We start from the raw sequence: 21,844 nt of genomic DNA on the forward strand, positions 1-21,844 counted from the left end.
CACGATGAGCACGCGCCGAGGACAGGGCCACGACGGCCCGGCGGACGAGCCGCACCGGCGGTCGCTGTCGGCCGCGGTCGCGGCCGTGCTGGAACGGGTCGACGCGCACGCGGCGGGCAGCACCGGCCGGCGGCCGAGCGGTACGGCCGGGGCAGACAGGGCGGGCGGAGCGGCGAGGGCCACCGGTGCGGCCGGGGCGGCCGACGGCCACCGCGGCGGGCAGCCACCGCCCATCACGGCCCTGGACGCGCTCACCGCCTCCTTCGGCCTCACCCCGTTCGAACGCGACCTCCTCGTCCTGGCCGCCGCCCCCGCGATCGACCCCACCGCCGCCGCCCGGTGCGCCGCGGCGAGCGGCGACCCCGGGCGCGCGTACCCGACCTTCTCGCTCGCCCTGGCCGCCCTGGACCGACCGCACTGGAGCGCGCTCACCCCGGTCGGCCCGCTGCGCCGCTTCCGGCTGGCCGAGCCGGAGGACGAGACGGCGCTCACCACCTCCCGGCTGCGGATCGACGAGCGGGTGCTGCACTTCCTGGTCGGTGTGCCCTACCTGGACGTGCGGTTGCACGGACTGCTCACCCGGGTCGGCCCGCCCGGCCAACTGCCCGGCCCGCACGACCGGTGCGCCGCCGAACTGGCGCGGACGTGGACCGCGGCCGGGCCGGACGGGCCGCACGGACCGCCGCACGGCGAACTGACCGGCGCCGACCGCCGCACCCGCTGGGAGATCGCGGCGGCGGCGGCCCACCGCGCCGGGCTCGGCCTCTACGCCGCGCACCGCGAGGACCTGCCCACCGAGCCCGCCGAACGCGAGCGACTCGCCCGACTGTGGCAGCGGGAGGCGATCCTGATCCCGGCCGCCCTGCTGGTGGAGGGTGCGGAGCCGGGCCGGGAACGCCCGCACAGCCCGAACGGCGTGGAGTCCTTCCTCGCGGGCCTCACCGTTCCGCTGGTCGTGTCCGGCGACGAGCCCCCGTCCGCCGGGGCCTCCGACCGTCCCCGGCTGACCGTGCCCCCGCTCGGCCCCGAGGACCAGCTGGCGATCTGGACCACCGCCCTGGACGGCGCGCCGGGGATCACCGAGGGCGAACTCCGATCGTTGGCCGCCCAGTTCTCACTGCCCGGCCATGTGATCCGCTCCGCCGCGGCGACGGCCCGGCGGGCGGCCGGCAGCGGCCGGGACATCAGCCCGCTGGCGTGGCACGCCGGACTGGTGGAAGCCCGGATGTCCCTCGACGGGCTGGGCCGACGGGTCGAGCCGCACGCCGGCTGGGAGGACCTGGTACTGGAGGAGTGCCGGCGCGCGACACTGCGCGAGATCGTCGCCCATGTCCGCCGACGCGGCACGGTCTACCAGGAGTGGGGCTTCGAAGCGGTGCTGCGCCACGGCCTCGGCGTCACCGCGCTGTTCGCCGGCGGGTCGGGCACCGGAAAGACGCTGGCGGCCGAGGTGGTGGCCGGGCAGCTCGGGGTGGACCTGTTCGTCATCGACCTCTCCCAGGTCGTCAGCAAGTACATCGGCGAGACCGAGAAGAACCTCCGACGGGTCTTCGACGCGGCCGAACGCGGCGGCGCGCTGCTGCTGTTCGACGAGGCCGACGCGCTGTTCGGCAAGCGCAGCGAGGTCAGGGACAGCCATGACCGCTACGCCAACCTGGAGGTCAGCTACCTGCTGATGCGGATGGAGGCCTACCGGGGCCTGGCGGTGCTCACCACCAACATGAAGAAGGCGCTGGACCCGGCGTTCATGAGACGGATCAGGTTCGTGGTCGACTTCCCGTTCCCCGGGGTGCCGGAGCGCGCCGAGATCTGGCGGCGGGTCATCCCCCCGCGGACCCCCAGCCAGGGCGTGGACCCTGAGCTGCTCGCCCAGCTCACCGTGACCGGCGGTTCCATCCGCAACATCGCGCTGTCCGCCGCCTTCCAGGCCGCCGACGAGGACTGTCCGCTCCAGATGCGGCACCTGCTGGCCGCCGCGCGCACCGAGTACCTGAAGCTGGAGCGCCCGTTGACGCCCTCGGAGGTCGGCGGATGGATCTGACCGAGGGGCGACGGGAGCGCGGCACCGGGCGCGGAAGTGCCGGACGTGACAGCGCCCGACGTGACAACACTGGGCGCGACAGCACCGGGCGCGGGACCGCCGGACGGATCGAGGTCGAGATCGGCGAGCTGGTCCTGGACGGCTTCGCGGGAATCGACCACGACCGGCTGACGACGGCGTTCCGGAGCGAACTGGCCCGTCTGGTCGCAGCCCGCGGCGTGCCGCTCGCGGCCGGCGGTGACCGCGCGCTGGACCGGCTCGCCGGGCTGCCGCCGCTGCCCGCGGGCGTCTGCGCGCGACGGCTCGGCGAGGCGCTCGCCCGTGCCGTGCACAGCGGACTGTCGGGCGGCGGCCGGCCCATGGGACGGGGGCGGCCATGACACGACCCGCCGCGACGGCAGCCACCGCCGCCACCTCGAAGAACTCCGAGCGCGGAACGGAGCGGAAGCGGACGCGGACGCCGAACTCCCGGACGCCGGAGCCGAAGGAGATCGTCTCCGGCGCCGGCCAGCCGCTCGACCCGGGCCTGCGCCGGGAACTGGAGGCGCGGCTCGGACACGACCTCAGCCGGGTCCGGGTGCACACCGACCGGGACTCCGCCGCGCTGACCGAACTGCTCGGCGCGGACGCCGTCGCCGTCGGCCAGGACCTCTTCTTCGGCGAGGGCAAGTACCGGCCGGCCGCCGAGGACGGCCGACGGCTGCTCACCCATGAGCTGCTGCACACCGTCCAGGCCCCGAACCCGCTCGGCGCGCTGCGGGCCGGCCGCGACCTGGGCGCGGTCAGTCTGCCGCAGGACCCGATCGAACGGGAGGCGGAGCACGGCGCGCGCGACGACCGGCCGACGGCGGCCACGCCGGGTGCCACACCGGGCGCCACGCCGGGCTGGCTCCGCTACGCGACCGTCGACGCCGACCGGTTCCGCACCGAGCGGCTCGATCCGGCGACCCTCGTCGACCGGCTGGCGGCCGGCATCCTGCGCTCGCTGCGCGGCGACCCGACCGACTCCTCCGGCCGGGTCAGGCTGCAACTCGCGCGCTTCGCACCCGAGTTGCAGGCCTCGGTACTCGACCGGCTGGCGGACCGGATGCCCTCCTCCGACTACACCCGGGTGCTGGAGCTGGTCGAGGCCGCCGAGCACCGCCCGGCCGAGGTGGACGGCGCGCAGACGCCCGCGCCGGTCACCGAGGCCACCGAGCCGACCAGCGAGACGACCGAGGCGACCGAGCCGACCGCCGAACCCGGGCAGGAGCAGGGGGAGGACCGACCGCCGGAGCAGCAGGGCGAGCAGTCGGCACCACCCCTGGAGGGCGGGGCCGACCAGGCCCCGCCGAACGCTCAGCCGGCGGAGCAACCCACGGCCGCCCCCGAAGCAGCACCGGAGGCAGCACCCGAAGCGACACCGGCAGCGGCACCGCCGGCGCCCGCCCCGGCGGAGGAGTCCCCCCCGCCGCAGGCCCTCCCCGTCACCGAGCCGCCCGAAGCCGCGCAGCCGGACGCCGCCACCCAGCCCTCGGCGGGTACCACGCCGCGCGAGCCCGCCGCCGTGCCGCCGCCGCAGCCGGCGCCCGTCCGGCCCGAGCGCCTGGACGCGATCGTGCAGGCCCCGGACAGTCCGCTCGTCCGGCACGGGCTGCTGGCGGGCGACCGCCCGCAGGAGGAGGTCCGGGACGAGGAGCGGCCGCTGGGCATGGAGCCCGGCGCGGACGCCGAGGTCCAGGTCGCCCCCGGCGAGGAGCAGGGCGGCCGGGCACCGTCGGCCGCCGACGGGCCGGAGCTGCGGCCCGGGGACTTCCTGCCCTCCTCGGACCTCGATCTGTCCACCGTCCCGACCCTCGATCGGATCCCGCCGTCGGCCGACGGCATGGCGGCCGTCGACGACGAAGCCCCGTCGTTCCCGGAGCCCCCCGCGACCAGGGCCGAGGAGGTCCAGGACGAGCGTGGCAGCCGGCCGGAGACCGACGAGGAGCCCGCGCAGGCCGAGGCCGAGGACCGGGGTGATCGCGACCTCCAGCCGGAACGGCCGGTCGCGCAGGAGGTCGGCCCCGATCCCGCGTCGGACGGGGGCCCGGACGAGGGCCCGGCCGCCGAGCCCGCCGCCCCTGAGCAGCGGGAGCAACCCGAGCCGGGGCAGGAACAGCGGCCGGAACAGCGGCAGGACCGGCGGCCGGAAACCGAGGAGCCGCGCGAGCCCGAGCCGGGCGCCCCGCAGCGCACCGCCGCTCCCGCCGCCCCCACCGCGGCCGGTCCGGTCGGCGGCGAGGGCCCGACCGGAACCGCCGACGCCCCGGACCGCGCACCCGAGGCAGCACCCGACACCGCGCCGCCTACGGCCCCCGGTCCGGCGGCCGAGCAGACCGACCCCCCGGCCGACCTCGCCGCCGGTCCGGCCCCGGACGCCTCCCTGGAGTCCGGCGGCGGCGCCTGCGCGGGCCCGCAGCAGCCGACCACCGAGGCGGAGCCCGACACCACCGGCGCGGGAGCCGGCGGCTGCGCGGCCGGGGGCGGCACGGCCGGCGCCGCGGCCCCGGCCAAGCAGGAGGAGGCACCGGCCCCGCCCGACGTCTCCGCCCAGGACCCGCAGAGCGCGCTCGCCACCGCCGCGAGCCTGCCGCCCGATCGGATGGCCACCGCGCTGGACGGCGTGGACGGCTCGGTGGACCGCACGGTCGGTGAGCAGCACGCCCGGCTGCAGGCGGACCCGCCCGCCGTCCAGCGGCCGTCGGGAGCCCCGCGGACCCAGTCCGGCACGCCCGAGGCCGCGCCGCCCGCGGAGGCGGTGACGGAGCGGCTGGAGCGGGTCGGCCCGCCGGACACCGAGCGCGCCCGGCAGGAGGCCGAACGGAAGCGGGTCGAGGGCCCGAACCCCGCCGAGCGGGTCGCCCCGCCCCATGTCACCGACGACGCGGGCGGCCAGGTGTCCCCGCAGGAGGTGCAGCAGGTTCAGGGCGCGGTCGACGGCGTGCCCTCGACCGACCCGGCGCTGAACACCACGGTCGGCCCGGCGCCGCAGGTCGAACTGTCCGGCGAGAGCGACCCTGTGCGGACCGATCTGCAGACGGCGAAGCTGAAGGACGGTTCCGCCAGGATCCTCGGTGTCGGCCGGGAGGACGCCGCCAAGCCGATGGGCGAGGACCGGATCTACCCGGACGTGCCGAAGGAGACCCTCACCGCCTCGGTGCCGGGTGCCGGCCGAACGCGCGGAGGCGCCCGCACCGGCGGAGCCGTCGACGCCGGCCCGGGCATCGGCCTGGTGACCCGGCAGGAGCGCGGCCCGCAGATCGAGGCCGCGGTCGGCCAGGGCCGGAGCCGGCTGGGCTCCGAACAGGCCCGGCAGAAGCAGGGCGAGGCCGAGGCGCGCCGGCGGAACCAGGCCGAGATCGACCAGGAGGTGGCCGACAACGCCCGGGCGCAGGCCGGCGAGCGGGGCGACGCCGCGGAGAAGGTCACCGCCGAGCGCGAGCAGTGGCGCACCGAGCAGGACCGGAAGGTCGCCGGAGCGGACCGGGACGCCGACGCGGAGCACCGGGACCGGACCGGCCGGATCGAGGGCAGGCGCGCCCAGGCCGACAAGGACGTCCGGGACCGTCAGCAGCAGGACAACCGGAAGATCCAGGACAAGCGGAAGGAGGCCGAGGAGAAGGCGCGGCAGGAGAAGGAGCGCAAGAAGGAGGAGTCCGAGGGCTGGTGGGGCTGGGTCAAGTCCAAGGTCAAGGCGGCCTTCGACGCGCTGGTCCAGGCGGTGACCAGGGTCTTCGACTACTTCCGCGGTCTGATCAACGACATCATCGACGGCTTCCGCACGTTCGCCCACTGGGCGATCGACCAGGCGCGGAAGTTCGTGGTCGACCTGATCGACAAGCTCGCGGACGCGCTGATCGCGATCTGCGACGTCCTGTTGGCGGCCTTTCCGGACCTGCGGGACCGGTTCCGCCGGAAGATCGAGGAGTGGCGAGACCGGGCCGTCGCCAAGGTCAACGCGTGGGCGGACAGGCTCAGGAACGCCGTCGACGGCCTGCTCGACACGCTGGCGGCCGGGCTGAACGCGCTGCTGGACACGCTGGAGGCCGGGCTGAAGGCCGCGATCGAGGCGGTCCGCAGGACCGTGCTGGACGCGATCGACTTCGTGCGGAAGGCGATCGCGGTGTTCGGCGAGTTCGCCGTCCTGATCGGCGACGTCGCCGCCGACCCGGGCGGGTGGCTGCGCAAGCTCGGCACCGCCGCGGTCGACGGCATCCGGCTGCACCTGTGGGGGGCGATCAAGCGGGCGGTGAAGCAGTGGTTCGACGAGAAGGTGGAGTCGGTCGTCGGTCTGACCTCCACCCTGGTCAACGTCCTGGTCAAGGGCTGTGTCTCGATGGCCCGGATCGGCCGGATGGCCTGGCAGGCGATCGTGGCCGCGCTGCCCGGGATGATCGTCTCGATCGTCATCGAGAAGCTGGTGTCGCTGATCGTGCCGGCCGCGGGTGCGGTCATGGCGATCATCCAGGGTCTGGTCGCGGCGTGGAACACCGTCAGCAGGATCGTCGCCGCGATCGGGAGGTTCGTCGCCTTCCTCAAGGCGGTCAGGTCCGGATCGGCCGCCTGCCTGTTCGCCGACGCCGTCGCCTCGGGCGTGGTCGCGCTGCTGGACTTCATCTCCAACTTCCTGCTCGGCAAGCTCAAGGGAGCCGGCAAGGCGGTCGGCACCCGGCTCAGGGGGATCGCCCAGCGGATCCTGAAGGGTCTGGCCAGGGCCGGCCGGGGCGCCCGCCGAGCGGCCGGACGCGCCGTCAACCGGGCCCGGGAGACGCTGCGCCGGGCCACCCGCTCGCTGCGCCGCCGCCCCGCCCCCGCCCGCGCGGCCCGGCCGCTGCCCGACCGGGCCCACCCCGCCCCGCATGTCGACCGACGCGCGCAACACCCCGCCCCGGCCACCGGACGCCCGCGCCGCGAGACCGCCCGTCCGCGGTCCGCCGCGCCCCGCCGCCCCGGCTCGGCGGTCGGCCGCGCGCTGGACGCCTCCCGCCGGACGGTCCGGGCCGCCCTCACCCGTGTCCGCGGCGCCGCTCGCGCCCTCGGCCGCAAGCTCCTCGGCAGCCGGCTGGGCCGCGCCCTCACCAACGGCGCCCACCGGATCCGCGACGGCTACCGCAAGCAGCGCGACCGGCTGCGCGACTGGCAGAGCAGGCGCCGGCAGCAGCGCGCCGAGCGCCGCGCTCGCGAGAACTCGCCCCAGGCGAAGCAGCAGCGCCTGGACCTGATCGTCGCCCGCATCCGTCCGCGGATCCAACGCCTGCTGGCCCGGGGCGTCCCGCAGCCGGTGCTCGGGTCGGTCCTGGCCGGGATGCGGGCCTGGTACCGGCTGACCGGGCTGTCCGAGGTGGGCAGTCCGGCCTTCACCGTCGAGGCGCTGCTCAACCCCAAGGAAGCGGTCGGGGGCGGCTTCGAGCTGACGGCGGAGGAGGTCCGCGCGATCATCCGCAAGCAGGCCCAGGGCCTCCTGGAACGGGCCGACGTGATCGCGGTCGCGACGCACATGCGGATCCTCAAGTACCGGGCCGGGGCGGCCGCCGGGGACCAGGAGCTGCGGACGCAGGGGCGGAAGGACATTCCCGGCGTCGTCCGGTACCTGCGCAACCGCGGCACGGACCTCGAACTCTCGGCCGCGCAGGGCGGTCCGCTCACCCTCCCGCCGTACAGGCTCCGCTGGGGAAAGGTGGACCGCTACCTGGTCGGCCCGGAGGGCGGACCGGTCAGCGAACAGCAGTGGGCGGGCGCCTTCAACCAGATCACCAGGGGGGTCGGCAAGTACCCCGAGATCCCGACCGATCTGACCCGCGTCGGTCTGACCGACATGAACTTCGCCATGGCGCTGCGGGCGTACAGCACCAACAAGCGACTGCCCCCGTCGTTCACGCCGGAGCAGCAGGAGCTGGTCCGCAACGCGCACTGGCTGCTGTTCGTCCGGGAGTCCGTCCGGAATCCCGCCAACCTCGGCTTCGCGGCCATGACGACCGATCTGCTGGCCCGCGGGCCGGGGGCCGGCGGCTTCGACCGGGACCAGGCGTTCGCCGGGCACGAGGGCAAACGCCTGGGCAACCGGGGGCTGTTCCCGATGTCGATGGAGGGCGCCGCGGCTGCGGCGGCCGGTCTCGAACAGGAGGAGGCGGGCCAGCGGACGTACCTGAAGAGCTCGGTGGCCGAACGCGCCGAGCTGCGGCTCCGCGAGGTGGAGCTCGGGGAGGCCTGGGCGAAGGCCCGCACCGGTGGCCGGGGGATCCTGGCCGCGACGGAGGCCGAGACCGTCAAGAAGGGCGAGGCCCTCGTCCGCCAGTTCCTGCGTCAGTTCTACGGCCTGAGATAAGAGGAAGACCCCATGACCCGATCGTTCACCCGCCTGGTCCTCAGGCCCGAGTTCGGCGAGCACGACTTCAAGCTGGTCGTCTGGGACCTCTTCTGGGACCTCCTCGACCTCGGACGGCAGGAGGACGGCGCCGTCGTCGACAGCTGGCTCACCCCGGACGGCGGCGCCGAGGTGCACTACGTCGACGACCGGATCACCGGCATGCGGTACGTCACGATCCGGGGCGACGGCGCGGCGGGGGCGGAGGCGGAGCTGCGGCCGCGCTGCCGGGTGTGGACGCTCGACGAGGCCCTGAGCGCGCTGCGCGAGGCGTCCGACCGGAACGAGCAGACCGAGGGGACCGACCGCAACGACCGGCTGGTCGCGCTCTACGCCGCCGCACTGACCGCCGAGGGCCCGGAGGACCGGTCGCTGGTCGAGGCGTTCGCCGCCGCCGCCCGGGACGGCGATCCGGGGATCCGCCAGGCGGTGGTGGTCGCGACCGGGTACCTCCCCTGGCCCGGCCTGGTGGCGCTGGTGAAGGAGCTGAGCCGGACGGACCCGGTGGACCACGTCCGGCACAACGCGAGGGTCCTGCTGGAGGGGCTGGCCCGGACGGAAGGCGATTCCTGATGCCCTACACGGACGCCCCCAGGCCCGTGCGGTCGGGGCTGGTCATCGTCGATCCGCAGCGCGGCACACCGCAGCGGATCGTCGTGCTGCAGTTCAACCCGGACAGTCTGGAGCGCTCGCTGGCCCCGCAGGTGGGGGGCGCCGACGGCAGCGGGGACCGGACGGAGGCCCTGCGGCTCAAGGGACCGGCCGTGGAGACCTGGAAGTTCACCGCGGAGCTGGACGCGACCGACCAGCTGGACGTACCGGCCCCGAACGGCATCCATCCGCAGTTGGCCACGCTGGAGCTGCTGGTTCAGCCGCCCAGTGCGCGGCTGCGGAGCAACCAGGCGCTCGCGGCGGTCGGCACCCTGGAGATCACCCCGATCGAGGCCCCGCTCACCCTGTTCACCTGGGGCGGCAAGCGGATCCTGCCGGTGCGGCTGACCGAACTCACCATCACCGAGGAGGCGTTCGACATCGATCTGAACCCGATCAGGGCCACCGTCGCCATCGGCCTGCGCGTGCTGACCGTCAGCGACCTGCCGACCGGCCACCGCGGGGCCGAGCTCTACCTCGCGCACCTGGCGCAGCAGGAGCGGCTGGTCGCCGGCGCGGCCGACGGCCGGCTGAGCGCGCTCGGCCTGGGCGGAGGACTGCGATGACCCCGACGCCTCCGAGGACCTCGTCGACCCCCGACGACCCGTTCGCCGCGCTGCCCGCGTCCTCGTCCTACCCGCTGACCAGCCGCTATCACGGCGTCCCGGTGGCGCTGTACACGGCACCGGACGGACGGCAGGTGCCGTACCTGACCCGGCGGCTGCTGCCGCCCACGGACGGCCTGACCCCGCTCGCCGAGCACACCGTCGGCGCCGGCGACCGCCTCGACCTGCTCGCCCAGCGCTACCTCGGCAGCGCCGACCAGTGGTGGCGGATCGCCGACGCCAACCCGGTGATCGATCCCCGGGAGCTGACCGCGACACCGGGCCGGCGGATCACCGTCGCGCTGCCCGGCGCCGTACCGGGGGTGGGCCGTGCCTGACGCCCCGGCCGTCACGGGGAACGGGCCGGTCGGGTCGATCCGGCTCGGCCTGCTGATGGGCCCGCAGCTCCCGGTGCCGGTGCCCCAGCCGGTGACCGACGCCCTACTGTCGGCGCAGGTCACGGTCGCGTCCGGCCAGCGCAGCGGCTTCCAGCTCGCCTTCGACCTGTCGAAGAACGGTCTGATCGACACCGCGCTGCTGCCGGGCGGCTTCTTCGACCCGAAGATCAGGGTGGTGCTGATGGTGACCGTCACCGGCACCCCGACCGTACTGATGGACGGTGTGATCATCCGTCAGGAGGTCGGCATCAGCAACCAGCCCGGCCAGTCCACCCTCACCGTCACCGGCGAGGACCTCACGGTGCTGATGGACCTGGAGGAGCAGGCCGGGGTGCCCTTCCCGGCGATGTCCCCGGCGGCCCGGGTCGCCGCGATCATCGGCAAGTACGGGCAGTACGGCATCGCCCCGCTGGTGATCCCCGAGCTGGTGCCGCAGACGCCGATGCCCACCCGGCGGATCGACTTCCAGAAGGGCACCGACCTCGGCTACGTCAACGAGCTGGCGAAGGCCAACGGGTACGTCTTCTACCTCGACCCGGGCCCGGTCCCCGGGATGAGCCGCGCCTACTGGGGGCCGGAGAACCGGCTCGGCGTCCCGCAGCACGCGCTGAACGTGAACCTGGACGTGCTGTCCAACGTCGACCAGCTCACCTTCGCCTTCGACGGGACCGCCCGCGAGGAGCCGGAGGCCCGCATCCAGCTCCCGGCGACCAAGGTGTCCGCCGTCCTGCCGGTGCCGGAGGTGAGCGTGCTGCGCCCGCCGCTCGCGCTCAGGCCCGCGCCGGCGCTGAAGAAGAAGGTCGTCGCCGACACCGCCAAGAAGGACACCGGCCAGGCCGTCGCCGAGATCATCGCCCAGGCGATGCAGTCGGCGGACGCCGTCTCGGGCTCCGGGCAGCTCGACGTCGTCCGGTACGGGCACGTGCTGCGCCCGCGCGAGCTGGTCGGCGTCCGCGGCGCCGGGCTCACCTACGACGGCCTGTACTTCGTCAAGAGCGTCACCCACAACCTCAAGCCCGGCTCGTACACCCAGAACTTCACGCTGACCCGCGAGGGCCTGATCGCCCTCGGACCCACCGTCGTCCCGTGACCACCAGGAGGTGCCGGCATGGCCGAACCGACCCGCTACCTCGGCAAGTTCCGGGGGACGGTGGTGAACAACGCCGACCCGCTGGGGATCGGCCGCATCCAGGCCCAGGTGCCCGACGTCCTGGGCGAGGTCACCTCGGGCTGGGCGATGCCGTGCTTCCCGGTGGCCGGTCCCGGCATGGGCCACTACGCCGTCCCGCCGGTCGGGGCGGGCGTGTGGCTGGAGTTCGAGCAGGGCGACCAGAGCTATCCGGTCTGGACGGGCTGCTGGTACGGCTCCGCCTCGGAGGTCCCGGTGGAGGCGCTGACCGGACCGCCGGGCGCGCCGAACACGGTGCTGGAGACCTCCGGCCACCGGGTGATCGTGCTGTCCGACGATCCGACCACCGGGATCACCCTGCGCACGCCGAGCGGGGCCTCGATCGTGCTCGACGACTCGGGCATCCGGATCAGCAACGGCCAGGGCGCCTCGATCTCGCTCGTCGGCGCCACCGTATCCATCAACCAGGACGCCCTGAGCGTGACCTGACGGGAGAGTCTCGTGTCCGGACACCTGCTGCACGTCAATGCGACGGTCACCTGCCCGCACGGCGCCCAGGCGACCGCCCGCCCCGTCCAGGCCCGGGTGCTGGTCGCCGGGCAGGCCGCCACCGCCACCGCCGACCCGTACACCGTGACCGGCTGCCCGTTCACCGTGGCCGGCAAGCCGCAGCCCTGCGTCACGGTGCACTGGGTGGTGCCCTCCGCCCGGATCCGGGTGAGCGGCTACCCCGCGCTGCCGCGGTCCGCCGTCGGGCTGTGCCGGAGCGCCGAGCAGATCCCGCAGGGGCCGCCGGTCGTGACCGTCGTCCAGCAGCGGGCGGTGGGCACATGAGCGGCACGGGGTACCCGGGGAGCGGCGCCGGTCCGGCCCGGACGGACCTCGCGTTCCCGTTCCGGATCGACCGTCGAGGACGTACCGCCGACGCGGCGTACGACGACCACGTGCGCGACCTGATCGAGCAGTTGCTGTTCACCAGCCCGGGCGAGCGGGTGATGCACCCGGACCTCGGCTGCGGGCTGCTCGACCTGGTGTTCGCGCCGAACAGCCCGGAGCTGGCGGCCACCCTGCGGCTGTCCGTGCAGGCGGCGCTGCAGCGCTGGCTCGGCGATGTGATCGAGGTGGCCTCGCTCGACGTGACGAGCGAGGACAACGTGGTGCGGGTCGAGCTGGCGTACGTCGTCAGCCGGACCGGCTCGCAGCGGCAGGACGTGTTCGAGGGCGGGGTGGCGGCATGACCGGGCGATCCGGGGACCCGACGGTCCGGTGCGGGACGGAACCACGGCGCGCCGATGTGCGGGCGGCGCGGCTGCTGGGCCTGGACGGCGCCGAGCCCGGCGACGACGGGCGCACGCTGAGCGTGACCTTCCTCGGCCGGGCGCCGGACGAACTGGGCCCGCAGAACATCCGCGTCGACGGCGGCCGGCGGATCACCGGCCTGCGCGCCCTCGCGGTCGACATCGAGCGCGCGGACGACCCGGAGCTCGACGACCGGATGCACGTCACCCTCGACCGCCGTGGCGACACCTCCCGCTACCGGTTGACCGTGGTGGAACCGGACGCCTACGGCCGGCCGGGCACCCGCCCGTACCCGGGCTTCGATCCGCGCTACGCGAGCGCCGGGTTCTCCTTCGGCGCCGACTGCCCCTCCCCCTTCGACTGCCGCACCGAGGAGGGCTGTCCGCCCGCCGTCCGGCCGGCCCCGGTCATCGACTACACCGCCCGCGACTACGAGAGCCTGCGGCGGCTGGTGCTGGACCGGATGAGCCTCACCGTGCCCGGCTGGTCCGAGCGGCACCTGCCCGACCTCGGCGTCACCCTGGTCGAGCTGCTCGCCCACACCGCCGACCAGCTCTCCTACCAGCAGGACGCGGTGGCCACCGAGGCGTACCTCGACACCGCCCGCCGCCGGGTGTCGGTGCGCCGGCACGCCCGGCTGGTCGACTACGCCGTGCACGAGGGCTGCAACGCCCGGGCCTTGGTCGCGCTGACGGCGGACCGCCCGCTCACCCTGCGGCACGGCACCTTCCGCTTCGCCGCCGTCGACGCCGGCCGGCTCGGCCCGCAGGACCGCCCCGAGCTGTCCACGGTGATCCCGGACGAGCAACTGGACGCGCTCGCCGGGTCCGCCACCGTCGAGGTGTTCGAGCCGCTCGACGGGGCGGACGTGGTGCTGCACCCGGCGCACAACACCATCCGGTTCTGGACCTGGGGCGACCAGGACTGCGTGCTGCCCCGGGGCGCGACCTCCGCGACCCTGCGCGACGGCCGGCCCGCGACCGGCCCGCACCGGATCGACCGGCCCGGCAGCGATCGGCAGGAGGCCGGCGTGCGGGAAACCGAGCCGCCCCGAACCGACCCGCCCCCGACCGACCCGCACGGAGCCGACCCGCACGAAACCGGCCCGCACGAAACCGGCCGGCCGCAGGGCCACGCCCGGCAGCTGGCGCTGCGCCCAGGCGACCTGCTGATCATCGAGGAGGTGCTCGGCCCGCGCACCGGCGCCGCCGCCGACGCCGACCCCGCGCACCGCCAGGCCGTGCGGCTCACCTCCGTCACCCCGCTGGTCGACGAGCTGTACGGGCAGCCCGTGGTCGAGGTCACCTGGGCGCCCGAGGACGCGCTCGCCTTCCCGGTCTGCCTGTCGGCGCACGGCGGGAGCGACTGCGCCCCGATCGCCGACGTGAGCGTCGCCCGCGGCAACGTCGTCCCGGTCGACCACGGCCGCTCCCTCACCTTCTGCGACGGAGCCCCGGAGACCTTCGCGGTACCGCCGGAGCCGGTCCGGGTGGCGCCCTGCGGACCGGGCGGGTCCGGCTGCGCGGACCGCACCGGCGGCAGCCCCGCGGCGGAGGCCCTCCACGAATTGCTCGCGCGGACCCGGAGCGGCCGCCGGCTCGACCCGGAGCAGGTCCACGAGCTGTCCGCGCTGGTCGGCGAGGCCGCGGTGCGGCGGGCCGGGCTGAGCGTGCGCCTCGCACCCGGCGCGGACGCGGAGGGCGAGGACGGCGGCGGCGCCGTGGTCGAGCCGCCCACCGCCGACGCCCAGGCGGCGGCGCTGGAGACGCTGCTCGACCAGACCCGCTACCCCGTCCTTCCGCCGCCCTTCCGTCCGGTGCTGCGCTACGCACCGGTCACCCGGGCGGCCGACCACCCTGACCGGGCGCACGTCTGCGCCGGGCAGGCCGCGCTGCTCGCCGGCATTCCCGAACGGGTCCGCCAATGGCTGGAGGAGCTGTGGCACCGGGCGCACCGCGGCCATGCCCCGTCCCGCGCCGAACTCGCCGAACTGACCGTGCTGTTCGGCGCCCGGGTGGTCGCCGAGCTGCGCCTCGCCGACCGGCCCGCCGCCGCACTGCGCGAGCTGCTGGCCCGCCGCACCCGCCTGCTCGCGGCCAAGCAGCGCCGTCTCGACCTGCTCACCGCGCGGGCCCGCGCCGGCGCGGTGCTGCGGCGCTCCGGCGTCTGGGAGGTGACCCAGAGCTGGGGAGCCCGGTACGCCGCCGGGCTCGACCCCGACTCCCCCGCGCTGGCCGGGCCGGCGAGCGGGCTCGCCGTCCAGGACCCGCGTTCCGCCCTGCCCGCGGTCCGGGCGACCGCCGACGGCCAGGAGTGGACGCCCCGCCGGGACCTGCTCGCCGACGGCCGGCGCGACCGGCACTTCGTGGGCGAGCCGGAGGACGACGGCCGCCTCGCGCTGCGCTTCGGCGACGGCCGGCACGGCCTGCCGCCCCGGCCCGGCGCGCAGCTGCGGGTCGGCTACCGGATCGGCAACGGCACGGCCGGGAACGTGGGCGCTGAGGCCGTCAACCATCTGGTGGTCTGCCACCGACCGCGGGACGGCGGCCCCGCCACCCGGCCGCAGGACGCGGTACGCCTGGTCCGCAACCCGCTGCCCGCGACCGGCGGCACCGACCCCGAACCGCTCGACCAGGTGCGCCAGTCGGCCCCGCTCGCGCTGAGCCGCACCCGGCTGCGGGCCGTCACGGCCGCCGACTACGCGGAGCTGGCCGCCGCCCGGCCGGGGGTGCGGCGGGCCGCCGCCGAACTCCGCTGGACCGGCAGCGTCCAGGAGGTCCACGTCGCCGTGGAGCCGTACGGGCAGGCGACGGCGGACCCCGCCCTGCTGGCGGCGGTCGGACAGGGTCTGGAGGTGTACCGCCGGATCGGCCACGACCTGGTCGTCCGTCCCGCCCTGCTGGTGCCGCTCGACCTCGAACTGCGGATCTGCGCCGCCCCCGGCCACCAACGCGGCCATGTGCTGGCCGAGTTGCGACGGGTGCTGGGCAGCCGCGCCCTGCCGGACGGCCGACTCGGCTTCTTCCACCCCGACGCGCTGGACTTCGGCGAGCCGGTGCGGGTCTCCCGGCTGGTGGCCGTGGCGGCCGCCGTGCCGGGCGTGGTCAGCGCCCAGGTCACCCGGCTGCGGCGGCAGTTCGGGCGGGACGACGGCGAGCCGGCCGACGGGCTGCTGCGGATCGGCGCCCTGGAGATCGCCTGCTGCGACAACGACCCCGACCGGCCGGAGAACGGCCGGCTCTCGCTCGTGATCGGAGGTGGCCGGTGAACGGCCAGTGCACCTGCGGCTGCGCGGGCACCGCGACCGCGACCCCGGCCCCGCTGTTCAACCCGCCCGGGCTGGACGCCATCGGCTACCGGGTCGGCCGCTACGGGCAGTTCCTCGACAGCCTGCTCGCCCGGCTGTCCGGCCCCGCCTACCCCGCGCTGCGCGACCTGACGGTCCGCACCCCGGACGACCCGGCGATCGCGCTGCTGGACGCCTGGGCCGTGCTCGCCGACCTGCTCACCTTCCACTCGGAGCGGATCGCCGACGAGGGCTATCTGCGCACCGCCACCGACGAGGGCTCGCTCACCCTGCTCGGCCGGCTGGTCGGGCACCGGCCCCGGCCCGGCGTGGCCGCCGCCACCCACCTCGCCTACACGCTCGACCAGGACCCGCGGGCCGCCGAGGACCCGGTCGTGATCGTCCCGCGCGGCGCCCGCAGCCAGAGCGTCCCCGGCCCCGGCGAGGACCCGCAGTCCTTCGAGACCGCCGAGGACCTCCCCGCTCGCGCGGCCTGGAACGAGCTGGCCGTCCTGCGCCGCCGCCCCTACCAGCTGACGCCCGGGCAGCTGAACCCCGGCGGCCGGGCCGAGCTGTTCGCCGCCGGCACCGCCAACAACATCAGGCCCGGCGACCGGCTGCTGTTCGTCTTCAGCGCCGACAAGGCCGCCGACCCGGTCCACCGGGTGCTGCGGCTGGTGCCCGAGGTGCGGCTCGACCGCGAGAACGACGTCACGGTGATCGGGCTCCCCCGGGACCTGCGCACCCTCAAGGACCTGCGCGCCGAGCTGGCGGACTGGATCACCGAGTCCGAGACCGCCCCGAACCCCCGGCCCGGCCCGAGCCGGATCCTCCGGGACTTCGACGCGCAGGTGCTGGCCCCGCTGCGCGCCGACCTCGACCGGCCCGCCGGCCCGCTGAGCACCCCGGCCGGCTACGCCGACCGGCTCGCCCCGGTGCTCGTCCGGACCGCCGAGGCCGCCGAACTGGCCCGTCCCCGCAAGCCGGTGGCCGACTGGTTCGGCCGCCTCGGTGACGAACTGTCCGCCCTGTGCGACCGCGCCCACCAGCTGGAGCCGCCGCAGGTCCCCGAGGGGACCGGACCCCACCCGGGCGGCCCGGCGGCCGGCGACCCGGCCGTCCGCGGACTCGGCCCGCTGCTGGCCGCGCTGCGCACCGCCCCGACCCGGCCCCCGCTCAGCGCCCGGGACCTCGCCCGCGACCCGCGGCGGCTGTTCGCCCCGGGCTCGGACCTCGGCGCGCAGCTGCTCGCCGCCCTCGACCCCCGGCTGCGCGACGGCCTCTACCCCGCCTGGCGCCGGGTCGACCTGACGGTGCCGCCCGCCGTGCACGAGATCCAGGCGATGCGGGTGGTGGCCACCCCGTTCGGCGCCACCGCGCCGCTCAAGCCGGTCTACGGCGCCGACGGCCGGATCGACCGCTACGTGGACTGGCCGCTCTCCGGCAGCACGCTGATCGGCGTCCGGGTCACCTTCGACGCCGCCGGCGCCGTCCCCAGGACCGCCGACTTCACCTACGTCGAGGCCGGCAGCCTGCTGCACAGCGGCTTCTCGCTGCCGTGGGACCACACCTTCCCGTTCGGCCCCGGCCAGGTCGAGGTGGTCACCACCGAACCGCCGACGCCCCCGCCCAACCCGCCCAGCCCGCCCAATCCGCCCAATCCGCCCAGCCCTACGAACCCGCACGCCTCCGCCGTGCCCTCCTCCGACCCGGAACCCGGCGTCAGCGCCCGGTTCCTGCCCGGGCTGCCCGAACGCAGGGTCTCGGTCTCCCGCCCGCAGGCCGACGACCGCGTCCATGTGACGATCGACGGCGGGCCCGGCCCCGCGCTCGACTACCGGCTCGACCCGGGCCAGGAGAAGACCGGCGAGTCCGGCGAGCTGAACGTCCGGGTGCACCGCTACCCCGCCACCGAGCAGTCGCCGCCCGCCGTCGAGGTGGTGTTCACCACCAAGCTGCAACCGGTCTCCGGCACGGTCCTCACCCTCGACGCCGTGTACGACCAGATCGCGCCCGGCAGCTGGGTGGTCATCCAGCGCCCGCGCAAGGGACTCGACGGCGGCATCCCGGGCAGCCGCGACCTCGCCGAGGTCATCACCCGGGTGACCGACGTGCGGGTGATCTCCCGCGCCGACTTCGGCATCACCGGCAAGGTGACCGAACTGTCGCTCCAGCAGCAGTGGCTGGACGACCAGGACACCCAGCTCTCGCACATCCGCGACGCCACCGTCTACGCCCGCGGCGAGTCCCTGCGGCTCGCCGACGAGCCCGTCACCGAGGACGTGCACGGCGACCGGATCGAACTCGCCCGGCTCCACGACGGGCTGACACCCGGCCGGTGGATCGTGGTCGAGGGCGAGCGGACCGACATCCCGCACACCACCGGGGTCCGGGCGAGCGAGCTGGCCATGATCGCCGGCGTCGAGCAGGGCGTCGACCCGCGACTGCCCGGGGACACCGTCCGCACCACGATCACGCTCAGCGCCGACCTCGCCCACCGCTACCGGCGCGACACCGTCCGGATCCTCGGCAACGTGGTCCGCGCCACCCAGGGCGCCACCCGCGACGAGGCCGTCGGAAGCGGCGACGCCGGCGTCCCCGGCCAGCGCTTCGCGCTCTGGCAGTCCCCGCTCACCTGGCTGGCCGCCGACACCCCCGGCGGCGCCCGCAGCACCCTGGAGGTCCGGGTCGACGGGGTGCGCTGGCACGAGGTCGACAGCCTCGCCGGGCGCGGCCCGGACGAACGGGTCTACGTCACCGCCACCGCCACCGACGGCCGCACCACCGTCACCTTCGGCGACGGCGTGCACGGTTCGCGCCTGCCCACCGGCCGGGAGAACGTCCGCGCCCGCTACCGGATCGGCATCGGCGCGCCGGGCAACGTCGGCGCCGGCCGGATCACCCAGCTCACCACCCGTCCGCTCGGCGTCTCCGCCGTCGTCAACCCGCTGCCCGCCACCGGTGGCGCCGACCCCGACGGCCCGGGCCTCGCCCGGCGCACCGTCCCGCTCGCCGTCACCTCCCTGGACCGGCTGGTCTCGGTCCCCGACTACGAGGACTTCACCCGCTCCCGGGCCGGCATCGGGCGCGCCGCCGCCACCCGGCTCTCGGACGGCCGGCGCGAACTCGTGCACGTCACGGTGGCCGGAGTGGACGACATCCCGCTCACCGACGGCTCCGACCCGGTCCGCACCCTGCGCTCCGCGCTCACCGCCTACGGCGACCCGAGGCTGCCGGTCGAGGTCGCGCCACGCGAACTCGTCCTGCTGGTCGTCGCCCTGAGCGTCGGGCTCGACCCGGACCACTCCTGGGACGTGGTCGAACCGGCGCTGCGCCGCGCCCTGCTCGACCGCCTCGGCTACGCCGGCCGCCAACTCGGCCAGAGCGCCCACCTGTCCGAGGTGCTCGCCACCGCCCAGGCCGTCCCCGGCGTGGACCGGGCGGACGTCGACGCCTTCACCGGCGTCCCCGGCAGCCTCACCCCGGAGGGCCTGGAGCAGCTGCCCGAGCAACTCGCCCGACCGTGGCCGACCGTCCCCGCCCGGCTCGCCCGCTTCGAGGAGCGGCGCTACCGGGTGCGCGACCCCGCCGGGGAGAGCCTCACCGACGTCGCCGCCCGCCACGGCATCCCGCTCGCGGAGCTGCTGCGGCTCAACCCCGGCATCACCGACACCCGGCCGCTGCCGGCCGGCCGGGTGCTGACGGTCTTCCGCGGCATCCGCCCGGCCCAACTCGCCCTGCTGTCGGCGGATCTGCCCGACACGTTGATCCTCAAGGAGGTCCGCACATGACCGCCCCGAGCGAGCGGGACCCGGACGAGCTGCTGGAGCTGCTGCCGCGGTGGCACCGGCTGCGGGACGCCGAGGCGGGTGAGCCGCTGCGCGCCCTGCTGGCCGTCGTCGCCGAGCAGGTGGACCTCGTGCGCGAGGGCATCGACCAGGGCTACCGGGACTGGTTCGTGGAAACCGCCGCCGACTGGGCCGTCGCCTACCTCGGCGACCTGGTCGGCTACCGGATCCTGCCCGGCTACGAGGAGGTGCTCGCCACCGGCTTGCACGGCGAGGCCTCCCCCGAGCGGGCGGCGGCCCGCGACCGGCTCGCCGCCCGGCTGGCGCCGCGCCAGGACGTCGCGAACACCGTCGCCAACCGCCGGCGCAAGGGCACGCTCGCCCTGCTGGAGGAGCTCTCCGCCTCGGTCGCCGACTGGCCGGCCCGGGCCGTGGAGCTCTCCCGGCTGCTCGGCGCCACCCAGCCGGTGCGGCTGCTGCGCCCCGACGAGGAGAGCGCCGACCGGCTGCGGCTGAGCCGGGGCCGGCTGGTCGACGTCCGGGACGGCGCGGCGCTGGACCTGCTCGACGGGCCGTTCGACGGGCAGGCGCACACCGCCGACGTCCGCCGGGCCGCCTCCGCCCGCCGCCGGGGCGGCCGCACGCCGGCCGGGGTCGCCCTGTATGTCTGGCGGTTGAAGCCGTACTCCGTCACCCGGGCGCCCGCCTACTGCATCGACCGGGCCAGGAACCTCTTCACCTTCTCGGTCCTCGGCAACGACGCCCCGCTGTTCACCCGGCCCGAGCCGGAGCCGTCGGCCTCCCACCTCGCGGCGATCGACAACGTGCCGGCGCCGATCCGGCGCCGGCAGCTGGCCGAGCGCCTGGCCGACTACTACGGGCCCGGCAAGAGCTTCGCGATCCGGCGCGACGGCGCCCAGGAACCGATCCCGCCCGCCGAGATCACGGTGGCCGACCTGACCGACTGGACCTACCGGCCCGCCCGCGGCCAGGTCGCCGTCGACCCGGTGCTCGGCCGGATCGCCTTCGGCGCCCGCTCCGCCCCGCGCCGCGGCGTCCTGGTCGACCACCACTACGCGTTCGCCGACGACACCGGCGGCGGCGAGTACCCGCGCGACCGCCCGGAGACCCGGCACCGGCCGGTCTACCGGGTCGGCCCCGGCCAGTCGTACCAGCGGATCAACGAGGCGTACGAGCGGTGGCGGGCCGATCAGCAGGCCGGTACCGCGGGCGGCGCCGCCGTCATCGAGATCACCCACAGCGGCGCCTACCAGGAGCAGCTGGACTTCGACCTGGCGGCCGACGACCGCCTCGAACTGCGCGCCGCCGAGGGCACCCGCCCGGTGATCCGGCTGCTCGACTGGTACAGCAACCGGCCGGACGCGCTGAACGTCCGCGGTACGTGCCCGGGCGGGCGGCTGGTCCTGGACGGCCTGCTGATCACCGGTCGCGGCGTCAACGTCACCGGACCACTGGCCTCCGTCACCCTGCGGCACTGCACCCTGGTGCCGGGCTGGTCGCTGGAGCCGCACTGCGCGCCGCACGCGCCGCACGAGCCCAGCCTGGTGCTGGACCACACGACGGCCTGCGTCCGGATCGAGCGTTGCGTCCTGGGCGCGATCCAGGTCGTCGGCGACGAGGTGGACGCCGAGCCGCTGGAGATCCACCTGGCGGACAGCATCCTGGACGCCACCGGGCCCGACCGGCCGGCGCTCTCCGGACCCGACTGCGAGCACGCCCACGCGCTGCTGCACGCGCACCGCTCCACCGTGCTCGGCGAGGTGCACACCCACGCGGTGCCGATCGCCGAGGACTGCGTCTTCACCGGTCGGCTGCGGGTGGCCCGCCGCTCGCCCGGCTGCCTGCGGTTCTGCTACGTCCCCCCGGGCTCGCGGTCCCCGCGCCGGTACGCGTGCCAGCCGGACCTGGTGCGCGCGGCGGTGACCGAACTTGTCGAGCGCGGCGAGCTGTCCCCGGCGCAGGGCGCCCGGCTGCGCGAGGTGGAGGCCGAGCGGGTCCGCCCGCTGTTCGCCTCCCTGCGCTACGGCACGCCCGACTACGGGCGGCCGGCCGCCGGGTGCGCGCCGGAGATCACCCGGGGCGCCGAGGACCGCGCCGAACTGGGTGCCTTCCACGACCTGTTCCAGCCCCAGCGCGAGGACAACCTGCGGGCCCGGCTGGCCGAGTACACGCCGGCCGGCACCGACGCCGGGATCTTCTTCGCCTCCTGACCCGTTCCCGACCCCCGACTGTGAGAGGGAA

General features: G+C 75.8%; 13 protein-coding genes. All 13 read left to right on the forward strand.

Going from position 1 to position 21,844, the window contains the following annotated elements; translation table 11 throughout:
* The first annotated feature begins 4 nt into the window (after positions 1-4).
* From ACFVVU_RS27265 to ACFVVU_RS27325, 13 genes are read left to right on the forward strand one after another with little or no spacing between them, the layout of a single operon-like run.
* On the forward strand, positions 5-2,041 hold the full coding sequence (locus tag ACFVVU_RS27265; protein WP_387792830.1) for an ATP-binding protein: 2,037 nt from the start codon (positions 5-7) through the stop codon (positions 2,039-2,041).
* On the forward strand, positions 2,032-2,421 hold the full coding sequence (locus ACFVVU_RS27270; RefSeq protein ID WP_387792832.1) for a hypothetical protein: 390 nt from the start codon (positions 2,032-2,034) through the stop codon (positions 2,419-2,421). Before ACFVVU_RS27265 ends, ACFVVU_RS27270 begins: the two co-directional genes overlap by 10 nt.
* On the forward strand, positions 2,418-8,387 hold the full coding sequence (locus ACFVVU_RS27275) for a DUF4157 domain-containing protein (RefSeq protein ID WP_387792834.1): 5,970 nt from the start codon (positions 2,418-2,420) through the stop codon (positions 8,385-8,387). The genes ACFVVU_RS27270 and ACFVVU_RS27275 overlap by 4 nt, the downstream gene beginning before the upstream one ends.
* Before the next feature lie 12 nt (positions 8,388-8,399).
* Positions 8,400-8,999 (forward strand): HEAT repeat domain-containing protein, encoded by a 600-nt coding sequence (locus ACFVVU_RS27280; protein WP_387792836.1) that lies wholly within the window; start codon positions 8,400-8,402, stop codon positions 8,997-8,999.
* The gene (locus ACFVVU_RS27285) at positions 8,996-9,643 is read left to right on the forward strand and encodes a hypothetical protein (protein ID WP_387792918.1); all 648 of its coding nucleotides are present in this window, start codon (positions 8,996-8,998) and stop codon (positions 9,641-9,643) included. The genes ACFVVU_RS27280 and ACFVVU_RS27285 overlap by 4 nt, the downstream gene beginning before the upstream one ends.
* Complete coding sequence (locus ACFVVU_RS27290; protein ID WP_387792838.1) at positions 9,640-10,020, forward strand: LysM peptidoglycan-binding domain-containing protein; 381 nt, start codon at positions 9,640-9,642, stop codon at positions 10,018-10,020. Before ACFVVU_RS27285 ends, ACFVVU_RS27290 begins: the two co-directional genes overlap by 4 nt.
* Before the next feature lie 55 nt (positions 10,021-10,075).
* The gene (locus ACFVVU_RS27295) at positions 10,076-11,170 is read left to right on the forward strand and encodes a hypothetical protein (RefSeq protein ID WP_380679771.1); all 1,095 of its coding nucleotides are present in this window, start codon (positions 10,076-10,078) and stop codon (positions 11,168-11,170) included.
* A gap of 18 nt (positions 11,171-11,188) precedes the next feature.
* Complete coding sequence (locus ACFVVU_RS27300) at positions 11,189-11,698, forward strand: phage baseplate assembly protein V (RefSeq protein ID WP_380679676.1); 510 nt, start codon at positions 11,189-11,191, stop codon at positions 11,696-11,698.
* Between the two features lie 12 nt (positions 11,699-11,710).
* A complete protein-coding gene (locus ACFVVU_RS27305) occupies positions 11,711-12,043 on the forward strand; it encodes a hypothetical protein (RefSeq protein ID WP_387792839.1) in 333 nt (110 codons plus the stop codon).
* On the forward strand, positions 12,040-12,447 hold the full coding sequence (locus tag ACFVVU_RS27310) for a GPW/gp25 family protein (protein ID WP_380679682.1): 408 nt from the start codon (positions 12,040-12,042) through the stop codon (positions 12,445-12,447). Before ACFVVU_RS27305 ends, ACFVVU_RS27310 begins: the two co-directional genes overlap by 4 nt.
* The gene (locus ACFVVU_RS27315) at positions 12,444-15,776 is read left to right on the forward strand and encodes a putative baseplate assembly protein (protein WP_387792841.1); all 3,333 of its coding nucleotides are present in this window, start codon (positions 12,444-12,446) and stop codon (positions 15,774-15,776) included. The genes ACFVVU_RS27310 and ACFVVU_RS27315 overlap by 4 nt, the downstream gene beginning before the upstream one ends.
* Complete coding sequence (locus ACFVVU_RS27320; RefSeq protein WP_387792843.1) at positions 15,773-19,585, forward strand: putative baseplate assembly protein; 3,813 nt, start codon at positions 15,773-15,775, stop codon at positions 19,583-19,585. The genes ACFVVU_RS27315 and ACFVVU_RS27320 overlap by 4 nt, the downstream gene beginning before the upstream one ends.
* Positions 19,582-21,813, forward strand: coding sequence for a hypothetical protein (locus ACFVVU_RS27325; RefSeq protein ID WP_380679691.1), 2,232 nt, complete (start codon positions 19,582-19,584; stop codon positions 21,811-21,813). The genes ACFVVU_RS27320 and ACFVVU_RS27325 overlap by 4 nt, the downstream gene beginning before the upstream one ends.
* Positions 21,814-21,844: the final 31 nt, after the last annotated feature.

Origin of the sequence: Kitasatospora sp. NPDC057965, assembly GCF_042887135.1 — a bacterium.
In the GTDB taxonomy this organism is placed as follows: domain Bacteria; phylum Actinomycetota; class Actinomycetes; order Streptomycetales; family Streptomycetaceae; genus Kitasatospora.